Genomic DNA, 21,012 nt, shown 5'->3' with positions numbered 1-21,012 from the left:
GAGTTACCACCCCATGACTTGGAGTTTTGCATGAGCATTTCTATTTCATACAGCACGAGCTACGCCACGAACACCGTTGCCCAGTACTTGAGCGACTGGTCGGCTTACTTTGGTGACCTGAACCACCGTGAAGGGTCGGTCAAAGAGGGTGTGAACACCGGTGGTTTCAATCCTGGGCCGTTCGACGGCACTCAATATGGCGTATCGAGCACCGTCAGCGATGCAGCGGTAGTGGCCGAGGGCAACCTGCATTACACCTTGTTCAATCCGCCTTCGCATACGCTCTGGGGTTCGCTCGACGCACTGACCTTTGGCGATACCCTCGCCGGTGGCGCAGCCAGCGGTGGCTACACCATTGCCAGTCAGGAAGTCAGCTTCACCAACCTGGGCCTGTCGAGCCTGCAGTCCGAAGGCCGCGACGGCCAGGTGCACAAAATCGTCTACGGCTTGATGAGTGGCGACAGCTCGGCGCTGGCTTCGGCGATCGATTCCTTGCTCAAGGACATTGACCCAAGCCTGTCGATCAACTCGACGTTCGACCAACTGGCCGCTGCCGGTGTGGCGCATGTGGACTCGGCTTCGGTCGCAGCCTCCGATGTGGCGCTGGTTGGCGTGCAAGACGTGCCTCAGGACTTTGCCCTGGCTGCCTAAGCAAAAAAGCGAATGGAAGATCGCTCTCCCATTCGCCGCATGACACACCGCCGTCGCCCAAGCCTTCTACTTCTTCAGCGACGGCGGTGCCGAATTCTGCGCAGCGTCGTACAGCCTGTCAACGCAACGACGCTGCCCGCTCAACCCTTTGAGAATCCCCAGATGCGCCACGCCGGCAACGAAACCCTGGCCGCCCTCACGGCTTATAAAAGTGGCTTCTTCAACATCGGCCTGTTCTCGGCGGTGATCAACCTGCTGATGCTGGCCCCGGCGCTGTACATGCTGCAGGTGTACGACCGGGTGCTGGCCTCGGGCAACCAGATGACCCTGCTCATGCTGACGCTGATGATCCTTGGCCTGTTCGGCCTGATGGGGGCATTGGAGTGGGTGCGCAGCCAGGTGGTGATCCGCCTCGGCACGCAGATGGACATGCGCCTGAACCAGCGGGTGTACGACGCTGCGTTCGAAGCGCAACTCAAGGGCGGCAACCAGGCGGCCGGCCAGGCACTGCATGACCTGACCACCCTGCGCCAGTTCGCCACCGGGCAGGCGTTGTTCGCGTTCTTCGACGCGCCATGGTTTCCGGTGTACCTGTTAGTGATCTTCCTGTTCCACCCTTGGCTCGGGCTGCTGGCCCTGATTGGCGCAGTGCTGCTGATCGTGCTGGCGTGGGTTAACCATCAAGTCAGCCAGGTCCCGATGTCCCTGGCCAGCCAACTGTCCATCAGCGCCAGCCAGCAGGCCACGGCCAACCTGCGCAATGCCGACGCCATCGAAGCCATGGGCATGCTCGCCACCTTGCGTGCGCGTTGGTTCGGCCAGCACCAGGCCTTTCTGGCACAGCAGAACCTGGCGAGTGAAAAGACTGCGACCGTCACCGCCTGGTCCAAGGGTGTGCGCCTGGCGTTGCAGTCGCTGGTGCTGGGCCTGGGCGCCTTGCTCGCGGTGCAGGGCGATATCACGCCGGGGATGATGATTGCCGGCTCGATCCTCATGGGCCGCGTGCTCAGCCCGATCGACCAGTTGATCGGTGTGTGGAAACAGTGGGGCTCGGCGCGCCTGGCGTTTGATCGCTTGTCACAGATGCTGGAGGCCAACCCGGCGCGGCCCGAAAGGATGAGCCTGCCGGTGCCCAAAGGCCAACTGAGCGTCGAGCAAATCAGTGCCTGTGCTCCCGGCAGCCGTCGGCCGGCGCTGGCCAACCTTGGGTTTACTCTGGCCGCGGGTGAGGTGCTGGGGGTGATCGGGCCGTCGGGCTGCGGAAAATCCACCCTGGCTCGAATACTGGTAGGTGCCTGGGCGCCCTTGGCCGGCAAGGTGCGGCTGGACGGTGCCGACCTGGCCCTGTGGGACAAACAGCAATTGGGCCCGCACATCGGCTACCTGCCGCAAGACATTCAACTGTTCGCCGGCAGCATCGCGGATAACATCGCACGGTTTGTCGAGGTCGACGCGGACAAAGTCCTCGCCGCCGCACAAATGGCCGGTGTCCATGAGTTGATCCTGCAACTGCCCCAGGGCTATGACACGCAGTTGGGGGAGGGCGGCGCCGGGTTGTCCGGCGGCCAGAAACAGCGTGTCGCCCTGGCGCGTGCGCTGTACGGCGTGCCCGCGCTGATCGTGCTGGATGAGCCCAATGCCAACCTCGATGAAGTGGGCGAGCAGGCTCTGCTCCAGGCCATCACCCAGCTCAAGCAACAGCGCCGCACGGTGATCTTGATCACCCACAAGCCCAACCTGCTGACCCTGACTGACCAACTGCTGATCCTCAGGGAAGGCCAGTTGCAGGCCTTCGGCCCAACCGCGCGCGTGTTGGAGGCGCGGCAGAAACCGGCTGCGGCCAAGCCGGTATCGACCATGAGCATGAGTTACCGCCTCGGTGAAGGAAAACAGGCATGAGCCAGAGCAAACCCGTGCTGATCAGTGATACGCCGAACAATGTGCTGGCGCTGGATGACAAAAAGTATTCGCGCCTGGGCTGGCTGTTGGTGCTCGGTGGCTTTGCCGGGTTCCTCGGCTGGGCAGCGTTGGCGCCACTGGACAAGGGCGTGGCGGTGCCGGGCAAGGTCATGGTCTCGGGCCATCGCAAGACCGTGCAGCACCCGGCCGGGGGCATCGTCGAGCGTATCGAGGTGCGCGACGGTGATGTGGTCAACGCCGGCCAGGTGCTGTTGCGCTTGAAGGAAACCCCGTTGCGCGGGCAGATGCAGTCCCTGCGCAGCCAGTACCTGGCGTCCCTGGCCAGCGAGGCGCGCTTGAGCGCCGAAAGCGAAGGTTTAGCGGTGATCAACTTCGGCCCTGAGCTGCTCAACGATCCTGAGGCGGCGGGCACCCTGGACCTGCAACGGCAATTGTTCAAGAGTCGCGCCCAGGCACTGGCCACGGAGCAACAAGGCCTGCGCGAAACCATCGCCGGGGCCGAGGCGCAGTTGCGTGGCACACGGGATTCGCAAGCGAGCAAAGTCCAGCAGCGCGCGGCGTTGAATGAGCAACTGCAAGGCCTGCGCGAGTTGGCTCGTGACGGTTACATCCCGCGCAATCGCCTGCTCGACAGCGAGCGCCTGTATTCACAGATCGACGGCGCCATCGCCGAGGACTACGGCCGCATCGGCCAATTGCAGCGCCAGGTTCTCGAACTGCGCCTGCGCATCCGCCAGCTTGGCGAAGATTTCCAGACAGACCTGCGCGGCCAGTTGGCAGAGACCCGCACCCGCAGCGACGACCTGCGCAATCGGCTGGCCTCGGCCGAGTTCGAACTGGCCAATAGCCTGGTGCGAGCGCCGGTGTCGGGCGTGGTGGTGGGGCTGGACGTGTACACCGAAGGCGGCGTCATCAAGCCCGGCCAGACGTTGATGGATATCGTGCCTCAGGGTGAGCCCTTGCTGGTTGAAGCGCGGGTCCCGGTGCAGATGGTCGACAAAGTGCACCCGGGCTTGCCGGTGGAATTGATGTTCTCGGCGTTCAACCAATCCACCACGCCACGGGTCGCCGGCGAGGTGACGCTGGTCTCGGCGGACCGCCAGGTCGATGAGCGCACCGACGAGCCGTATTACACGCTGCGTGCCCAGGTCAGTGCGGCGGGCGTGCAGCAACTGGACGGCGTGCAGATCCGCCCAGGCATGCCGGTGGAAACCTTCGTCAAGACCGGTGAGCGCTCAATGCTCAACTACCTGTTCAAACCCCTGATGGATCGCACCCACATGGCCCTGGTGGAAGAATGAAGGCGCTGTTGTTTACCCTGTGTTTCGCGTGTTCCTCGGCGGCCCAGGCCTTGGGTTTGCTGGATGCCTACGACTTGGCCCTGCGCAATGATCCGACCTTTCAGGCAGCCATTCAGGCGCGTGAAGGCGGTGAAGAAAACCGCCTGATCGGCCGAGCGGCGTTGTTGCCGAACTTGTCGTGGAGTTACAACAACTCGCGCAATGAGTCCGAAGTGACGGCGGGTGATGTCACCAGCAACCGTGACTACCGCAGTTATGCGTCGACCCTGACCTTGCAACAACCGCTGCTGGATTATGAAGCCTACGCGCGCTTTCGCCAGGGCACTGCCCAGGCCTTGATGGCCGATGAACGCTTTCGCGGCAAGAGCCAGGAACTGGCGGTGCGGGTTCTCAACGCCTACAGCCAGGCCTTGTTGGCCCAAGAGCGCATCGAGCTGAGCCGTGCGCAGAAACGTGCGTACGCCGAGCGCCTGCAACTCAATGATCGCCTGCTCAAAGGTGGCGAAGGCACGCGCACCGATGTGCTGGAAACCCAGGCACGCCTGAGCCTGGCCCAGGCCGAAGAAATCGAATCCCTGGATGCCCAGGACAGCGCCCTGCGTGAGTTGGAAGCCATCGTCGGCCAACCGCTGCAGATCGAAGAACTGGCGCCGTTGACGCGCCAATTCGAGATCCCGCCGCTGGAACCCAACCGTTTCGAAACCTGGCGCGAACTGGCCATGGCCAACAACCCGGAGCTCCAGTCCCAGCACCATGCCTTGGACGTGGCATCCTATGAGGTGGAGCGCAAGCGCGCCGGGCACATGCCCAAGGTCAGCCTGTACGCCACCAGCCGCCAGACCAACTCCGACTCGGAAAGCAGCTACAACCAGAAGTACGACACCAACACGGTCGGCATCCAGGTCAGCCTGCCGCTGTTCGCTGGCGGCGGAGTATCGGCCTCTACGCGCCAGGCGGCCAATCAACTGTCCCAGGCCCAATACGAACTGGATGCGCAAACCTCGGCCACGCTGGTGGAGTTGCGCAAGCAGTTCAACCTCAATACCAGCGGCGCGGCCAAAGTGCGTGCTTATGAAATGGCGGTCAGCTCTGCCACTGCGCTGGTTACTGCGACGAAAAAAAGTGTTGCCGGCGGTGAGCGGGTGAACCTCGACGTGCTCGACGCCGAGCAACAACTGTTCACCGCTCGCCGCGACCTGGCGAATGCGCGGCATGCGTATCTGCTGGCGAGGATTCAGTTGAAGTATTACGCGGGGGTGCTGAGCGAGCAGGATTTGCGCGCGTTGGCGCGGTATTTCCAGCCGTCGGCATGAGTAGGGTCTTTGCCAATACACAGGCCCCTGTAGGGGGCGGCTTAGCGGCGAGGGTGGTGGTTCAGTTAACACATGTGCTGACTGATGCACCGTCATCGCTGCATGGGTATCTACACAACTTTGGCATGGCCCTGAACCTGTGGCGAGGGAGCTTGCTCCCGTGACGGCTCGGGAGCCGACGACTATCTAAATGATGCATCGCGACCTAAATGTGGGAGCGGGCGGTGCGACGATTCGACTTGCCCCCGATGGCGGCCTCTGGGCCGACTATTTTTTTGGTTTGGACCGGGTACATATCCGTTGCTGCGGTAACGGCCACTTAGGGTTCCGCCCTTACGGCGGCTCACTTTGGAAAAGCCCCAAAGTAAGCAAAGGGCTCTTGCCCCACCACTCGGCACCTCGCCCAGGCTCGGTGTGCCCGCAATCCGACAGTGATTTGGGGGGCCGCCGCCACGCGCCATCCATGGCGCGGGGCGGCTAAACCGGCATCCCTGCCGGTTTACCCCCCAAATCACTGTCGAATTGCGGCCAGCGTGGTTTAACGGGGCGCCTGAGATCAAGATCAAAAGCAAGATCAAGGGCGGCTCGCTTCGCATCGTGGTTAGCGTTGGTTGCTACACAATTGTGTAGATACCCATGGTCATCGCTGGCAAGCCAGCTCCTACAGGGAATCTGTGTTGTCTGGCAGATTTATCGCCGGGTCAGCAACACCCCGGACTCCATATGATGGGTCCATGGAAACTGATCAAACATCGCGCACTGTGTAATGCGGTGCGTGTCATGCAGTTGCGCAATGTTCGCCGCCAGCGTCTCCGGGTTGCAGGAGATGTACAGGATGTTCTCGAAGCGCCGGGTCAGTTCGCAGGTGTCCGGGTCCATGCCGGCGCGGGGCGGGTCGACGAAGACGCTGCCGAATTCGTAGCTTTTCAGGTCGATGCCCTGCAAGCGACGGAACGGGCGCACTTCGTTCAGCGCTTCGGTGAGTTCTTCGGCGGAGAGGCGCACCAGGGTGACGTTATCCACCGCGTTTTCATCGAGGTTGCTCAACGCGGCATTCACCGAGGTCTTGCTGATCTCGGTAGCCAGCACTTTACGCACGCGGGTAGCCAGCGGCAGGGTGAAGTTGCCGTTGCCGCAATACAGCTCCAGCAAATCATCGGCGCGATCGCCCAGGGCTTCGTACGCCCAATTGAGCATCTTCTGGTTCACCGTGCCGTTGGGCTGGGTGAACGCACCTTCGGGTTGGCGGTAGCTGAACGTGCGGCCGCCGACGTCGAGTTTTTCCACCACGTAGTCATGGCCGATCACATCGCGCTTGCCCTTGGAGCGGCCGATGATGCTCACGTTCAGATCCGCAGCCAGTTGGTTCGCGGCCGTGTGCCAATGCTCGTCCAGCGGGCGGTGATAGCACAGGGTGATCATCGCGTCGCCCGCCAGGGTGGTGAGGAATTCCACCTGGAACAGCTTGTGGCTCAGGGCGGCGCTGGCTTGCCAGGCGGCCTTGAGCTGGGGCATCAGCTGGTTGATGCGCTGGCTGGCGATGGGAAATTCTTCGATCAGGATCGGCGTGCGTTTGTCATCCTGGGAGAACATCGCATAGTGGCGCTCGCCACCCTCGCGCCACAGGCGAAACTCCGCGCGCAGGCGAAAGTGCTGCAGCGGCGAGTCGAAGACCTGCGGCTCGGGGGCGTCGAACGGTGCCAGCAGGTCACGCAAGCGCGTGACCTTATCTTGCAGTTGAACGGTGTAGCGTGCGGCATCAAAAGTCATGCGTTGAACCAGCCCAGCTTGATCACAAACAGAATCGACAGAATCACCAGCGCCGGGTTCAGCTCACGGTAGCGGCCCGAAAGCAGCTTGATGGCGGTCCAGGCGATGAAACCGAAGGCAATGCCGTTGGCGATGGAGTAAGTGAAGGGCATCGCCAGGGCGGTAATCACCACTGGCGCTGCAACAGTAATGTCTTCCCAGTCGATTTCCGCCAGGCCCGATGTCATCAGCACCGCGACGAACAGCAGCGCGGGTGCGGTGGCGAAGGCCGGCACGCTGGCGGCCAGTGGCGAGAAGAACAGCGCCAGCAGGAACAGGATCGCCACCACGATGGCGGTCAAACCGGTGCGGCCACCGGCACTCACGCCAGCGGCGGACTCGATGTAGCTGGTGGTGGTCGAGGTGCCCAGCAGCGAACCGGCCATGGCGGCGGTGCTGTCGGCGATCAGCGCACGGCCCATTTTCGGCATGTGGCCGTCCTTGCCCATCAGGCCGGCGCGCTTGGCCACGCCGATCAGGGTGCCGGAGTTGTCGAACAGGTCGACGAACAGGAAGGCGAAGATCACGCTGACCAGGCCGATATCCAGCGCGCCCTTGATATCCAGTTGCAGGAAGGTCGGGGCCAGGGACGGTGGCATCGACGTTACGCCGCCAAAGGGCGTGACACCCAGCAGGATGGAGACGACGGTCACCGCCAGGATGCCGATCAGCACCGCGCCGCGCACGGCCAGGGCTTCAAGGGCCACGATCAGCACGAAACCGAGGGTGGCGAGAATCGGTGCCGGTTGTTTCAAGTCGCCCAGGCCCACCATGGTGGCCGGGTTGCTGACCACGATCCCGGAGTTGTGCAGGGCGATCAGCGCCAGGAACAGGCCGATACCGGCGGCAATCGCCGAGCGCAGGGGCAGGGGGATGCTGTTGATGATCCATTCACGGATGCGGAAGATCGACAGCAGGAAGAACAACACCGCCGAAATAAACACCGCACCCAGCGCCACTTGCCAGGTATGGCCCATGTGCAGGACCACGGTGTAGGTGAAGAAGGCGTTGAGGCCCATGCCCGGCGCCAGGGCGATCGGGTAGTTGGCGATCAGGCCCATGACGGTCGAACCGATGGCGGCGGCCAGGCAGGTCGCGACGAAGACGGCGCCCTTGTCCATGCCGGTCTCGCCGAGGATGCTCGGGTTCACGAACAAGATGTAGGCCATGGCCAGGAATGTCGTGATGCCCGCGAGAATCTCGGTGCGCACGTTGGTGTTGTGTGCCTTGAGTTGAAACAGCTTTTCCAGCATGCCTGCTCCCTGTGACGCTATGTTGCGTCGTTATTTGTTGACCTCTAAGTCAAAGCACAAACTGCGCCAAGCGCCTGTGGTTCCAGAGAGGATCGGAAAAAGCGGCGCATCATACCAGCAGCCGAGGCTGTGTGGCGCATGGCCTTGAGGCATACTGCGGCGACGTTCAATAGCGGGTCATCGACAGCATGAAAAAAGCCAACGCGTGGAGTCTAGCCCTGATCACTTGTCTCGGCCTGTGGTTGGGCGCGGCACCGGTGTGGGGCGCGACTGCACCGCCCTTGAGCGAGGTGCGCGTGTTCAAGGTTGAGTCGGCGGGTTGCAGCGAAACCATCCCGGAACGCGCGCAAAGTACGCAGATGTGCACGCATCGTGGGCCTACCAAGGTGTCGGTGATGGAAGTCGGCCTGGGCCACAACCCCATGGGCCGCTTCAATGGTGCCGAGCTGAACGGGCAACGTACGCCCGTGTGCCAGGTCGGCAACATCAGCCAAGCCTGCAACGGGGCAGGCACCCTGATGGGCTACATCTATGTATTTGACCTGAATGTCGAAGCCCAAGGCTGGTTCGAATACAGCAATTCCTCGATCAACGGCCCGCAGAACACCTTGAAGACACAGCTCAATATCCTCTGATCAATCAGCTTGAACGCTCAAAACCCCGGGAAGTCGTACCCCTGAGACGGCGACTTTCCTGAACGCCGCGGATGTCCACCAACCCGTGAGGTGTTTATGAGCGCGACCCCCAATGGCGCGGCGACCCAACCGTTCGTCGCCCACTCGATACGCTTGACCCTGAACGGCCAGGCTCGCCAACTGGACGTGTTGCCCTGGACCACGCTGCTGGACCTGCTGCGCGAACAACTGGACCTGGTCGGCAGCAAAAAAGGCTGCGACCACGGCCAATGCGGCGCCTGCACGGTGTTGCGCGACGGCAAGCGCGTCAACGCCTGCCTGACCCTGGCCGTGATGTGCGACGGCGCCGAGCTGACCACCATCGAGGGCCTGGCCGACGGGGAGCAACTGCACCCGATGCAGCAAGCCTTTATCACCCACGATGCCTTCCAGTGCGGTTACTGCACCCCTGGCCAGATTTGTTCCGCGGTTGGCCTGGCCAATGAAGGCCGCGCCCATGACAGCGCGCAGATCCAGGAGCTGATGAGCGGCAACCTGTGCCGCTGCGGCGCCTATACCAACATCCGCGCAGCCATCGAAGAGGCACTGCCGGCCTGTCGTGCCCGGGGAGGTCAGCGATGAATCCCTTCCACTACAGCAAGCCGGCCGATGTGCATGAGGCGGTGCACCTGAGCAGCGCGGCGTCGCGCTTTATTGCCGGTGGTACCAACCTGCTCGACCTGATGAAAGAAAACATCAGCCGGCCCGAGCACCTGATCGATATCACCGGGCTGCCGCTGCACGCGGTTGAAGAAACGGCCGAGGGTGGCGTGCGGATCGGTGCGCTGGTCAGCAATGCCGACCTGGCCTGGCACCCTTTGATCGAGCAGCGCTACCCGCTGCTGTCCCAGGCCATCCTCGCCGGCGCTTCGCCGCAATTGCGCAATATGGCCAGCACCGGCGGCAACCTGTTGCAGCGCACCCGTTGCTACTACTTCTATGACGCCGCCGTGCCCTGCAATAAACGACTGCCTGGCAGCGGTTGCCCGGCGCGCACCGGGTTGAACCGCATCCATGCGATCCTCGGTGCCAGCGAGCAATGCGTGGCCACCCATCCGTCGGACATGTGCGTGGCCCTCGCCGCCCTGGCGGCGCGGGTGCATGTGCAAGGGCGCGGCGGCGCACGCGTCATCGAGTTTGCCGACTTCCATCGTTTGCCCGGCGATACGCCGCAGCGCGACCACCTGCTGGCCGACGATGAACTGATCACCGCTATCGAGTTGCCCGCCGACCACCTGGCACGCCACAGCCACTACCTGAAAATTCGCGACCGCGCGTCGTACGCCTTTGCCCTGGTCTCCGTCGCTGCGGCCTTGGAACTGGACGGCGATCGCATCGTCGACGCCCGCCTGGCCCTGGGCGGCGTGGCCCATAAACCCTGGCGTGATCGCGCGGTGGAAACCGCGCTGATCGGCCAGGCGGTCAGCCGCGAAACCTTCAGCAACGCTGCCGACGCTTTGCTGCAAGACGCCGAGCCGCTGCAACACAACGGCTTCAAGATCAAACTGGCGCGCCGCGCAATCATTCGCGCACTGAGTGATGCCGCTGTCGCAGGAGAACGCCCATGACGGCTATCGGCAAACCCCTGGACCGTGTCGACGGTCTGCTCAAAGTCACCGGCCAGGCACGATATGCCGGTGAGTTTCCCGAGGACGGCCTGCTTCATGGCAGCGTGGTCTCCAGCACCATCGCCAAAGGGCGCGTCATCAAGATCGATGCGACCAAAGCCCTGGCGCTGCCGGGCGTGGTCAGGGTGCTCGATCACCTCAACCGGCCGACAATCGCCAGCTACGATGACGCCTTCGCCGATGCCGACGCGGCGGATGGCTCGCCGTTTCGCCCGCTGTACAACGACCGCGTGCTCTACAACGGCCAGCCCCTGGCCCTGGTGATCGCCGACAACCTGGAACTGGCGCGGCATGCCGGTTCCCTGGTCGAAATCGAGTACGAAACCGAACCCTTCGACACCGACCTGCTGGCCCGGCAGGAACACGCTTATCCTTCGCCGCAGACCCCGCCCGAGCCGCGCGGCAACTTTCAGGCCCAATGGAGCGCCGCCGCCGTCAGCCTCGACCTGCACTACAGCACTCCCATCGAACACCACAACCCCATGGAGCCCCACGCCAGTACCGTGCTGTATCAGCCGGATGGCACCCTGCATATCCATGACAAGACCCAGGGGCCGCAGAACTGCCAAGCCTATGTGCAAAAAGTGTTCGGCTTGGATAAAAGCCAGGTGCGCATCTTTGCCGCCTTCGTCGGCGGCGCTTTCGGCTCGGGCCTGCGCCCGCAATACCAATTGCCGTTGGCGGTGATGGCGTCCCTGGCGCTCAAGCGTTCGGTGCGTGTCACCCTGACCCGGCAACAGATGTTCACCTTCGGTTACCGCCCGCGCACCTTGCAGCGTTTGCAGATGGGCGCCGCGGCCAACGGTCGCCTGCTGGCCCTGGGGCACACCGCGATTGGCCAGACCTCGCGCTTCGAGGACTTCAGCGAGCATGTGGTGGAGTGGAGCGGCATGCTCTACCACTGCGACAACGTCCAACTGACCTACCAATTGGTGCCCCTGGACGTGTTCACCCCCTTGGACATGCGCGCACCGGGCGCTGCCCTCGGCGTGATCGGCCTGGAGTGCGCCATGGACGAACTCGCCTGCGCCTTAGGCATGGACCCGGTGCAACTGCGCTTGATCAACTACGCCGAGCGCAACCAGAACGAAGACAAACCCTGGTCGAGCAAAGCCCTGCGCGAGTGCTACCGCGACGGCGCCGAGCGCTTCGGCTGGCGCGAGCGCAACCCGGAACCGCGCAGCATGCGCGACGGCCGTCAATTGATCGGCTGGGGCATGGCCGGCGGGGTATGGGAAGCCATGCAGATGAAGGCCAGCGCCAAGGCGCGGATCGACGCCGATGGCAAGCTGACCGTGAGCAGTGCCACCACCGATATCGGCACCGGGACTTACACGGTGATGACCCAGATCGCGGCGCAGGCCAGCGGTGTGGCGGTGGAGGATGTGCGTTTTCTGCTCGGCGACTCTTCGTTACCCACCGCGCCATTGCAGGGCGGCTCGTTTACCGTCTCGTCCGTCGGCACCGCCGTGCAGCAGGCCTGCGAAGCGTTGACGAGCAAGTTGCTGAGCATTGCCCGGCAGACTTACCCGGTATTCAAGGAGGCCGAATCCGTACGCTTTGAAGACGGCCAGTTGCATACCGGTGACGTGAGTGTGACGTTGGCGCAGTTGGTCAAGGACAGCGGCGAAGATGCATTGGAGGTGCAGGTCGACAGCGAACCGGATAAAAAACGTGAGGCCTACGCTACCGCCACCCATTCAGCGGTGTTCGTTGAAGTGCGTGTGGATGAGGACCTGGGCACGATCAAGGTCAGCCGTGTCGTCAGCGCGATTGCCGCTGGGCGTGTGGTCAATCCGAAGATGGCGCGCAGCCAGATCCTCGGCGGGGTGGTATGGGGCATCGGCATGGCCCTGCATGAAGAGACCCAGGTCGACCATCAACTGGGGCGCGGCATGAACCACAGCCTGGCGGAGTACCACATCCCGGTGAATGCCGATATTGGCGAGATTGACGTGCTGTTTGTCGAAGAGCACGACGAGATCGTCAACGCCCTCGGGTCCAAGGGCGTGGGCGAGATTGGCATTGTCGGAGTGGCGGCGGCAGTGGCCAATGCGATTTATCACGCCACCGGCAAGCGGGTGCGGGAGTTTCCGATCACCCTGGATAAGGTGCTCTAACGCGGTTCTTTCAAACCCATGGCGATCCAGATGTGGCAGGGGGCTTGCCCCCGGCAGCCATGGGTATCTGCACGACTGTTCAGCCCCTGACAAATCACCCACAACTGCCCTGTCTATCGGGTGCTCAGTATTGAGCCAACGTCGTGTACCTACCCATGCCCCCTCCCACATGGGTTATGCGGTAGTTTTTTGAGCGGGCTCCTCCACCGGCACATGCATACGGTCGCGATTGGCCAGGGTCGGGAACAGTTTGATCCACACCCCCGTCACCACCAACGTGCCGATACCGCCCATCACCACCGCCGGCACAGTGCCGAACCAGTGGGCGGTAATCCCGGATTCGAACTCGCCCAATTGATTCGAGGCGCCAATAAACAGGCCATTGACCGCACTGACCCGCCCGCGCATTTCATCCGGGGTTTCCAGTTGCACAAAGGAGGCGCGGATCACCATGCTGATCATGTCCGCCGCGCCCAGCACCACCAGCACGGCCAGGGAAAACCAGAACGAAGTGGAGAGGCCGAAGGCAATGGTCGCCACGCCGAACACCCCGACGGCGGTAAACATGACCCGGCCGACCTGCCGGTCCACCGCAAACCGTGCCAACCACAGCGACATCAGCAAGGCACCGACAGCGGGGGCCGAGCGTAGCAGGCCCAGGCCCCAGGCGCCGGTCAGCAGGATGTCCTTGGCGAACACCGGCAGCAACGCGGTGGCGCCGCCGAGCAGCACGGCGAACAGGTCGAGGGAGATCGCGCCGAGGATGTCCGGGCGGCTGCGGATAAAGCGGATGCCGGCGAGCAGCGAGTCCAAGGTCGCCTTGCCTGTGTTGAGCGGGGTCTGGCGGGCGGGCAGGTTGAGGGTCAAGACGCAGGCAATCAGGTACAGCACCACGGTCGGGCCATACACCCACACGCTGCCAAAGGCGTAGAGCAACCCACCGAGGGCCGGCGCGACGATAGTCGCCAGTTGCTGGGCCGATTGTGACGAAGCCACGGCGCGCGGAAACAGCGCGCTGGGCACGATGCTCGGCAGCAGCGCCTGGGTGGTGGGCATCTCGAAGGACCGCGCGGCCCCCAGCACGAAGGCGAGGATAAAGATCATCTCGCGGGTTACGTTGCCAGTCAGGCCTCCGATGGCCAGGGACAAGGCGATCAGCGCCTGCACGGTCTGGCAGATGGCCGCGACTTTACGCCGCTCATAGCGGTCGGCCACATGCCCGGTGTGCAGCATGAACAGCACGCGTGGGACGAATTCCACCAGGCCGACCAGGCCCAGGTCGAGTACGTTGCCGGTCAGTTGGTAGAGGTTCCAGCCGATGGCCACGGTAAGCATCTGGAAGCCGCTGGCGGTGAAGATCCGCGCCAGCCAGAACGCGATGAAAGGGCGGTGGTGACGTAACAGCAACGCGGGTTCACTGGGCATCGGAAATTCTGGTCAAGGCCGGAGGGAAGGGTGAGATTAGCATCAAGCTGTAACAATTAGTTGCGAGAAGAAGGCTGAGGCAAGCTGTCACGCGGCAAAAGACCACACAGGCCAACCGCGAAAATGGGACTACTCTTTTGACTGTGATTGATCCAGATCAAAGTCATTTCAGAATTTGTTCTGGCGGCCGCAAGGCCAGAATCCCTGCGTGGCTGGTGAAAAAAGAAACGAATTGAAATTCGCCACACTCCATATCCGTGGGGGCAGTGGATGCGGCCTCCAGCCAGCATTCGGTATTACCTGACAGAGGAAGACTTATGTTCGGTTTGGAGGCGCTAGATCTCGCCCGAATTCAATTTGCGTTCACCATCTCGTTCCACATCCTGTTCCCGGCGATCACCATCGGCCTGGCCAGTTACCTTGCGGTGCTGGAAGGTCTGTGGCTCAAGACCCATAACGACACCTACCGTGACCTCTACCACTTCTGGTCAAAGGTCTTTGCCGTCAACTTCGGCATGGGCGTGGTCTCCGGCTTGGTCATGGCTTACCAGTTCGGCACCAACTGGAGCCGCTTCTCGGACTTCGCCGGCTCCGTCACCGGGCCGCTGCTCACGTACGAAGTGCTCACGGCCTTCTTCCTCGAGGCCGGTTTCCTCGGGGTGATGCTGTTCGGCTGGAACAAGGTGGGGCGCAAGCTGCACTTCTTTGCCACGGTGATGGTGGCGGTCGGTACGTTGATCTCCACCTTCTGGATCCTGGCGTCCAACAGCTGGATGCAGACGCCCCAGGGCTTTGAAATCATCGACGGCCGGGTGATTCCCACCGACTGGCTGGCGGTGATCTTCAACCCGTCGTTCCCCTACCGCCTGATGCACATGGCCACGGCCGCGTTTGTCGCCACGGCCTTCTTCGTCGGCTCCTCGGCGGCCTGGCATTTGTTGCGTGGCAAGGATACTCCCGCGATCCGCACCATGTTGTCGATGGCGATGTGGATGGCCCTGATCGTGGCGCCTATCCAGGCGGTGATCGGTGACTTCCACGGCCTCAACACGCTCAAGCATCAGCCGGCGAAAATCGCCGCGATTGAAGGCCACTGGGAAAATATCGGCAATGAGCCGACGCCGTTGATCCTGTTTGGCTGGCCGGACATGAAAGCCGAAAAAACCAAATACGCGGTGGAAATTCCCTACCTGGGCAGCCTGATCCTGACCCACTCCCTGGACAAACAGGTGCCGGCGCTCAAGGAGTTTGCGCCTGAAGACCGCCCCAACTCGACCATCGTGTTCTGGTCGTTCCGGGTCATGGTCGGCCTGGGCTTCCTGATGATCTTCACCGGGCTGTTCAGTCTCTGGCTGCGCCGGGGCGGCAAGATGTACACCTTCAGGCCGTTCCTGTACCTGGCCCTGTGGATGGGGCCGTCTGGCCTGATCGCGATTCTCGCGGGCTGGTTCACCACCGAAATCGGTCGCCAGCCGTGGGTGGTCTACGGGTTGATGCGCACGGCGGATGCTTCTTCCGGGCACAGCCTGGCGCAGATGACCATCACCCTGGTGTTGTTCGTGGTGGTGTACTTCGCGCTGTTTGGCGCAGGCCTGGGCTACATGATGCGCCTGGTACGCAAAGGCCCTGTGACCCACGAAAGCACGGAGCCGACCCACGGTGGCCCTGGCCAGAAACGCACACCGGCCCGTCCGTTGTCCGCCGCCGACGATGGCGGCGATGACGACCACGCCCACATCCAGCACAAGGGGAATTGAGATGGGTATTGATCTTCCGCTGATCTGGGCCGTGATCATCATCTTCGGCATCATGATGTACGTGGTCATGGACGGCTTCGACCTGGGCATCGGTATCCTCTTCCCGTTTATTCCGGGCAAGACCGACCGTGACGTGATGATGAACACCGTGGCCCCGGTCTGGGACGGTAACGAAACCTGGCTGGTGCTGGGGGGCGCGGCGTTGTTCGGCGCCTTCCCGCTGGCCTACTCGGTGGTGCTGTCGGCCTTGTACCTGCCGTTGATGCTGATGCTGATCGGGCTGATCTTTCGCGGCGTGGCCTTCGAGTTTCGCTTCAAGGCCAAGGACCACAAGCGTCACCTGTGGGACAAGGCGTTTATCGGCGGCTCACTGGCGGCGACCTTCTTCCAGGGCGTGGCGCTGGGGGCGTTTATCGACGGCATCCCGGTGGTCAATCGCCAATTTGCCGGCGGCTCGCTGGACTGGCTCACGCCGTTCACGATGTTCTGCGGGGTGGCGCTGATCGTGGCCTATGCGTTGCTCGGCTGCACCTGGCTGATCATGAAAACCGAAGGCCCGTTGCAGGAGAAGATGCACAACCTGGCGCGGCCATTGGCCTTTGTGGTGCTGGCGGTGATTGGTATCGTGAGTATCTGGACCCCGCTGTCGCACCCGGAAATCGCCTCGCGCTGGTTCACCCTGCCGAACCTGTTCTGGTTCCTGCCGGTGCCGATCCTGGTGCTGGTGACCATGTACGGGTTGATCCGCGCGGTGGCGCGTAATGCGCACTACACGCCGTTCCTGCTGACGCTGGTGCTGATCTTCCTCGGCTACAGTGGCCTTGGGATCAGCCTGTGGCCAAATATCATCCCACCCTCGGTATCGATCTGGGATGCGGCTGCACCGCCGCAAAGCCAGGGCTTCATGCTGGTGGGGACGCTGTTCATCATTCCGTTCATCCTGGGCTACACCTTCTGGAGCTACTACGTGTTCCGCGGCAAGGTCACCCACGAAGACGGCTATCACTAGGAGGGTCGTTCCATGTCTGGCAAACCTTCGTTGCACGAGATTGAACAGGCCGAGAAACAGCCGTTGTGGCGGCGCCTGGGGTGGTTGGCGATGATCTGGAGCGCCAGCGTGCTGGCCCTGTTCATCGTGGCCAGCCTGATGCGCATGTTCATGAGCGCGGCCGGCCTGACCACTCACTGACATCCCATCCCGTTGCCTTGCGGCACGGTTTTTTGACCCTGTTCCCTTTTTGGAGGGACGGGGTCTTTTTTTATTTGCGCGCTTTGAGGATCACGAACTTTGGTGTGGCGGCGACTTGCTCGACGCCTCGGAACAGCCGCGCCAACTTGCTGTGATAGCCCAGATGGCGGTTGCCGACGATATAGAGGGCGCCGCCTGCCACCAAGGCTTCGCGCGCTTGTTGGAACATGCGCCAGGCGAGGAAGTCGCCGACCACCTGTTGCTGGTGGAACGGCGGGTTGCACAGCACCACGTCGAGGGACTCTGGCTCCTGGCCTGCCAGGCCGTCGCCGGCGTGGACGCTCACCGCGCGTGCGCCGAGGGCCGCTTGCCAATTCTCGGCGGCTGATTGCACGGCCATGTAGGACTCGTCCACCAGGGTGTACTGCGCCTGCGGGTTTTGCAGGGCGCTGGCAATCGCCAATACGCCGTTGCCGCATCCAAGGTCCGCGACGCGCGCGCTGCCCAGGCCCTTGGGCAAGTGGGGCAGGAACGCACGGGTGCCGATGTCCAGTCCTTCGCGGCAGAACACGTTGGCATGGTTGAGCAGCTCGATGGGCGGTGTTTCCAGGGTATAGCGTGTCGGGTAGGGCGACACCGCTGCCGGGCGGTCTGCCAATGTTGCGATCAGCAAACGTGCCTTTTTTACCGCGAGTGAAGCGTGCATCGGTCCGATATAGCGTTCCAGCAACTCACCGGCGGCCCGTGGCAGATGCTTGATCATCGCCCCCGCGACCACTTCGGCGCCCGGGGCCAGTTGGCCTTGCAGGCGAATCAGCTGTTCTTCCAGCAAGGCCAGGGTTTTCGGCACGCGTATCAGCACGCGGTCGAACAGCCCGATGGGCACCTGGCTGGCCGGTACAAAACTCACCGCATCGAACGCCTTGCCGTTGCGCACCAGGTTTTTCTCCAGGCCCTGGGCGGCAAGGAACGAATCACCGCTGGACGTCACCTGCACCCGGCCTTCGAGGCTGGCCGCCAGGGCGCCAAAACTGTCGTTGAGGACCAGCACGCGGGTCGTTGCGCCGGGCTGTTGCCCGGCCAAGTGACTGAGCAGGTACTCGTCGGCGGCGTCGAAGGCTTGCAGCGGATCATTGTGTTGCTCTGGCTGGCGGATCAGATCGAGCTGGGCGAACGGACTGTCGAGCAGGGGCATGGCAGGGGAGGCTCTGGGTAATCGATGGGTGTTCGGCAGGGGGCGTGAGGCGCGCTGGTCGAACCGTCTGAGTGAACTGCGAGGCGGCGCCTTGGCGGCGGCATCAACACTCAGAGTTGGTCGTAAATGTTACTTATTTTTTGCAAGGATTACATGCAGCGTTTCCGGGGCGGTTAAAACAGCCCGGCTTTTGATGCCCTCAGTACAGCGGCAATCTTATTATTGACCCCCAGTTTCTTGAACGTACTGCTGATATGAAAACCCACCGTACGCTCCGACAGGCAGAGGATGCCGGCAATGTCGGCGGCGGTCTTGCCCAACGCCGACCATCTGAGGACTTCCGTTTCCCGATCGGTCAATTTGCAGGGTGGGGTGATGCTTGGGTTGTCGGCGAATTTTTGCGCGACAACCGCGTGCATCGCATGACAGAGCCACAAGACATGGCCGGCCTTTTCATACAGTTCTTCCGGGCTGACTGCGCCCTCGCGGCGTCCCAGGGACAGCATGCTGAATACACCCTGGAAGTCGTGGACCGATTGGGTCCAGCCCAAATGCACACCCTGTGACCGGGCCAGTTCCCACAGGCTTGGTACGGCGGTGAAGAGTTTTTCCTCCCTGACAATGGGTAATACGCAATGTTTGCAATGGTTGACGACCGGGTCTACTTCGAAGTAGTGGGCCTGGTCATACTGCAGGTTCCATTCATTCGAATAGTTGTTGAGATGAATCGGTTTGGTTGGGTTTGTCGGTAGTTGAGAACTCATGGTGAAGGAACAGAATTGGAAGCCGAGTTCAAGGGTTCTGTTGATAACCATTTCAAATACGCTGGTGATCTTGTCCTCGCCTTCCAGTTTGGGAATCCGTGTATTTCGCCAGTTAACCATTGGTAACTCTCCATAACGTGTCGGCGGCATGGGTACATCCTGAGCCCAGTGCTGCACGCAAATGAGTGTAGGGCATGATCTACATCAATCTCGGAAATTTCTTTCTTGGTAGGGAGAGGGGAAAGATAGTTTCAGCAGTAATATTAATTTGCCATCAAGCGTTCGATGGAGGTTGCCCCTTCCATTTCACGAGGGCAGTGCACTACCTGTAACACCCAACTAACAAATGGGCCGCGCTTCAATGTAATGGCGCGGTGTTGTGTTATAGCGAAATAATTAGACGAGCAATTAAAGTGCCATTAGCTTTGGTCCCCCAAGGGGCATTCAGGATGTCACTACCGACTGCAGGTGTTTCCGCGCGTGACTTTGAGGGACACTAGGGCACCTGTAGAACGGAGTTCCCCATGACGGCCAGTGCTGAGAAATTTACCCGCCAGACCTTGCTCGACGTGCAATCGCTGACCCCCAGCCTCTTCACCTTGCGGACCACCCGCGACCCCGGCTTTCGGTTTGTCGCCGGCCAGTTCGTGCGCCTGGGGGTCACCAAGGCGGATGGCAGCACCGTATGGCGCGCTTACTCTGTGGTGTCTTCACCGTTCGATGAGCACTTGGATTTTTTCTCGATTGTTGTGCCCGGCGGCGAGTTCACCAGCGAACTGAGTCGCCTGCGTGTGGGCGACACGCTGTTGGTCGAGCGCCAGGCTACGGGGTTCCTCACCCTGAACCGTTTCGTCGATGGCCGCGACCTTTGGCTGCTGGGCACTGGCACCGGGGTGGCGCCGTTCCTGTCGATCCTGCAGGACTTCGAGGTGTGGGAAAAATTCGAGCGCATCATCCTGGTGTACAGCGCGCGGGAAGCCAGGGAGCTGGCCTATCAGTCTCTTATCCAGGGCTTGGGCGAGCGCGAGTACCTGGCTGAATATGCGCACAAACTGACCTACCTGCCGCTCGTCACGCGTGAGCAGCATCCGGGCGCGTTGAATGGGCGTATCACCACCTTGATCGAGAATGGCGAGTTGGAGCGCGCGGCCGGCGTCGAGCTGAGCCCGGAGCATTCGCGCGTGATGATTTGCGGCAACCCCCAGATGATCGACGACACCCGCCAATTGCTCAAACAGCGCGACATGCAATTGAGCCTGTCCCGGCGCCCTGGCCAGGTGGCCGTGGAGAATTACTGGTAACAAAAAAGGCGCCCCTCGAGGCGCCTTTCTGCAAGTCGATGGGGTTACAGCGGCTTGTCGTTCTGTGCCTTGAGCAGATCACGGATCTCACCCAGCAACACTTCTTCTTTGGTTGGCGTCGGTGGCAGGCTCGGCGCCACGGCTTCTTCGCGCTTGAGGCGGTTGATGGCCTTCACACCCATGAAGATCGCAAACGCGACGATCACAAAGTCGATCACGCTCTGGATGAACTTGCCGTACGCCAGCACAACCGCGGGCACGTCACCCTGCGCGGCTTTGAGCGTTATCGCCAGGTCGCCGAAGTCTACGCCACCGATCAACAGACCAATGGGCGGCATCACCACGTCGCCTACGAACGAGGAAACAATTTTGCCGAAGGCGGCGCCGATGATGATACCGACGGCCATGTCGACCACATTACCTTTGACCGCGAAGGCCTTGAACTCACTGATCACGCCCATAGGTTATTCCTTGTTACAGATTAGAAGGGTGCTGCTCAGTGTAAGTCAGTCGTGGAGGGCTTGCCTGACACAACTGTTCACACTCTTGGTTTTTATCGACACATTAAAACGCAAATAGTTTGCAAAGTGCCACCAATCGCGCGCGAAATACGCGCCATTTCAGTGGCTTACCACATTATTTTCTTAATCGCCCTAGTGGTGTTTTTCTATTTATCTTCTGACTCGCGGGTCACTAGCCTCTGGCAAGCACA

Annotated in this window: 18 protein-coding genes; 12 read left to right on the top strand and 6 right to left on the bottom strand. The window is 61.8% G+C overall.

Annotation, left to right across the window (positions count from 1 at the left end; translation table 11 throughout):
* The first annotated feature begins 30 nt into the window (after positions 1-30).
* From ACODSV_RS20725 to ACODSV_RS20710, 4 genes are all read left to right on the top strand, one after another.
* Entirely contained in the window at positions 31-651 is a 621-nt protein-coding gene (locus ACODSV_RS20725; protein ID WP_150055899.1) for a heme acquisition protein HasA, read from the top strand.
* Between the two features lie 162 nt (positions 652-813).
* Positions 814-2,550, top strand: coding sequence for a type I secretion system permease/ATPase (locus ACODSV_RS20720; RefSeq protein WP_150055898.1), 1,737 nt, complete (start codon positions 814-816; stop codon positions 2,548-2,550).
* Positions 2,547-3,872: an HlyD family type I secretion periplasmic adaptor subunit gene (locus tag ACODSV_RS20715; protein WP_150095453.1), complete on the top strand. Its 1,326-nt coding sequence runs from the start codon at positions 2,547-2,549 to the stop codon at positions 3,870-3,872. The genes ACODSV_RS20720 and ACODSV_RS20715 overlap by 4 nt, the downstream gene beginning before the upstream one ends.
* Positions 3,869-5,185 (top strand): TolC family outer membrane protein, encoded by a 1,317-nt coding sequence (locus ACODSV_RS20710; RefSeq protein ID WP_069077065.1) that lies wholly within the window; start codon positions 3,869-3,871, stop codon positions 5,183-5,185. The genes ACODSV_RS20715 and ACODSV_RS20710 overlap by 4 nt, the downstream gene beginning before the upstream one ends.
* 690 nt (positions 5,186-5,875) lie before the next feature.
* Here the strand turns inward: ACODSV_RS20710 and trmA are convergent.
* Both trmA and ACODSV_RS20700 read right to left on the bottom strand, forming a co-directional pair.
* Positions 5,876-6,955, bottom strand: coding sequence for a tRNA (uridine(54)-C5)-methyltransferase TrmA (trmA, locus tag ACODSV_RS20705; RefSeq protein WP_024077517.1), 1,080 nt, complete (start codon positions 6,953-6,955; stop codon positions 5,876-5,878).
* A complete protein-coding gene (locus ACODSV_RS20700; RefSeq protein ID WP_150054030.1) occupies positions 6,952-8,247 on the bottom strand; it encodes an NCS2 family permease in 1,296 nt (431 codons plus the stop codon). Before ACODSV_RS20700 ends, trmA begins: the two co-directional genes overlap by 4 nt.
* A 188-nt stretch (positions 8,248-8,435) precedes the next feature.
* Between ACODSV_RS20700 and ACODSV_RS20695 the strand changes: the two genes are divergently transcribed.
* The 4 genes from ACODSV_RS20695 (at position 8,436) to ACODSV_RS20680 (ending at position 12,669) form a co-directional block, all read left to right on the top strand.
* On the top strand, positions 8,436-8,882 hold the full coding sequence (locus tag ACODSV_RS20695) for a DUF4879 domain-containing protein (protein ID WP_150054031.1): 447 nt from the start codon (positions 8,436-8,438) through the stop codon (positions 8,880-8,882).
* A gap of 96 nt (positions 8,883-8,978) precedes the next feature.
* Positions 8,979-9,503, top strand: a complete 525-nt coding sequence (locus ACODSV_RS20690) for a (2Fe-2S)-binding protein (protein ID WP_150054032.1) — start codon at positions 8,979-8,981, stop codon at positions 9,501-9,503.
* Positions 9,500-10,489, top strand: a complete 990-nt coding sequence (locus tag ACODSV_RS20685; protein WP_150054033.1) for an FAD binding domain-containing protein — start codon at positions 9,500-9,502, stop codon at positions 10,487-10,489. Before ACODSV_RS20690 ends, ACODSV_RS20685 begins: the two co-directional genes overlap by 4 nt.
* Positions 10,486-12,669, top strand: a complete 2,184-nt coding sequence (locus ACODSV_RS20680; RefSeq protein ID WP_150054034.1) for a xanthine dehydrogenase family protein molybdopterin-binding subunit — start codon at positions 10,486-10,488, stop codon at positions 12,667-12,669. Before ACODSV_RS20685 ends, ACODSV_RS20680 begins: the two co-directional genes overlap by 4 nt.
* Positions 12,670-12,843: 174 nt before the next feature.
* Here ACODSV_RS20680 and ACODSV_RS20675 read toward each other — a convergent pair whose 3' ends face one another.
* Entirely contained in the window at positions 12,844-14,094 is a 1,251-nt protein-coding gene (locus ACODSV_RS20675; protein WP_024077511.1) for an MFS transporter, read from the bottom strand.
* A gap of 317 nt (positions 14,095-14,411) precedes the next feature.
* On the opposite strand from ACODSV_RS20675, the gene ACODSV_RS20670 reads away from it, so the two are divergent.
* From ACODSV_RS20670 to ACODSV_RS20660, 3 genes are read left to right on the top strand one after another with little or no spacing between them, the layout of a single operon-like run.
* The gene (locus tag ACODSV_RS20670; RefSeq protein WP_150054035.1) at positions 14,412-15,851 is read left to right on the top strand and encodes a cytochrome ubiquinol oxidase subunit I; all 1,440 of its coding nucleotides are present in this window, start codon (positions 14,412-14,414) and stop codon (positions 15,849-15,851) included.
* Between the two features lies 1 nt (position 15,852).
* Positions 15,853-16,860 (top strand): cytochrome d ubiquinol oxidase subunit II, encoded by a 1,008-nt coding sequence (cydB, locus tag ACODSV_RS20665; RefSeq protein WP_150095312.1) that lies wholly within the window; start codon positions 15,853-15,855, stop codon positions 16,858-16,860.
* Between the two features lie 12 nt (positions 16,861-16,872).
* Positions 16,873-17,040 (top strand): DUF2474 domain-containing protein, encoded by a 168-nt coding sequence (locus tag ACODSV_RS20660; protein ID WP_069077069.1) that lies wholly within the window; start codon positions 16,873-16,875, stop codon positions 17,038-17,040.
* 70 nt (positions 17,041-17,110) lie between these two features.
* Here ACODSV_RS20660 and ACODSV_RS20655 read toward each other — a convergent pair whose 3' ends face one another.
* Together ACODSV_RS20655 and ACODSV_RS20650 are read right to left on the bottom strand one after the other, a co-directional pair.
* Positions 17,111-18,235, bottom strand: coding sequence for a methyltransferase (locus ACODSV_RS20655; RefSeq protein ID WP_150054037.1), 1,125 nt, complete (start codon positions 18,233-18,235; stop codon positions 17,111-17,113).
* Between the two features lie 173 nt (positions 18,236-18,408).
* The gene (locus ACODSV_RS20650; protein ID WP_150054044.1) at positions 18,409-19,119 is read right to left on the bottom strand and encodes a helix-turn-helix transcriptional regulator; all 711 of its coding nucleotides are present in this window, start codon (positions 19,117-19,119) and stop codon (positions 18,409-18,411) included.
* Positions 19,120-19,523: 404 nt separating this feature from the next.
* On the opposite strand from ACODSV_RS20650, the gene ACODSV_RS20645 reads away from it, so the two are divergent.
* Positions 19,524-20,300, top strand: a complete 777-nt coding sequence (locus ACODSV_RS20645) for a ferredoxin--NADP reductase (protein ID WP_024077505.1) — start codon at positions 19,524-19,526, stop codon at positions 20,298-20,300.
* Positions 20,301-20,344: 44 nt separating this feature from the next.
* On the opposite strand, the gene mscL is transcribed toward ACODSV_RS20645, so the two are convergent.
* Entirely contained in the window at positions 20,345-20,761 is a 417-nt protein-coding gene (gene mscL, locus ACODSV_RS20640) for a large-conductance mechanosensitive channel protein MscL (RefSeq protein ID WP_017737414.1), read from the bottom strand.
* Positions 20,762-21,012: the final 251 nt, after the last annotated feature.

This window comes from Pseudomonas sp. FG86, from assembly GCF_057808775.1.
This window is presented reverse-complemented; position numbering and strand designations above follow the sequence as displayed.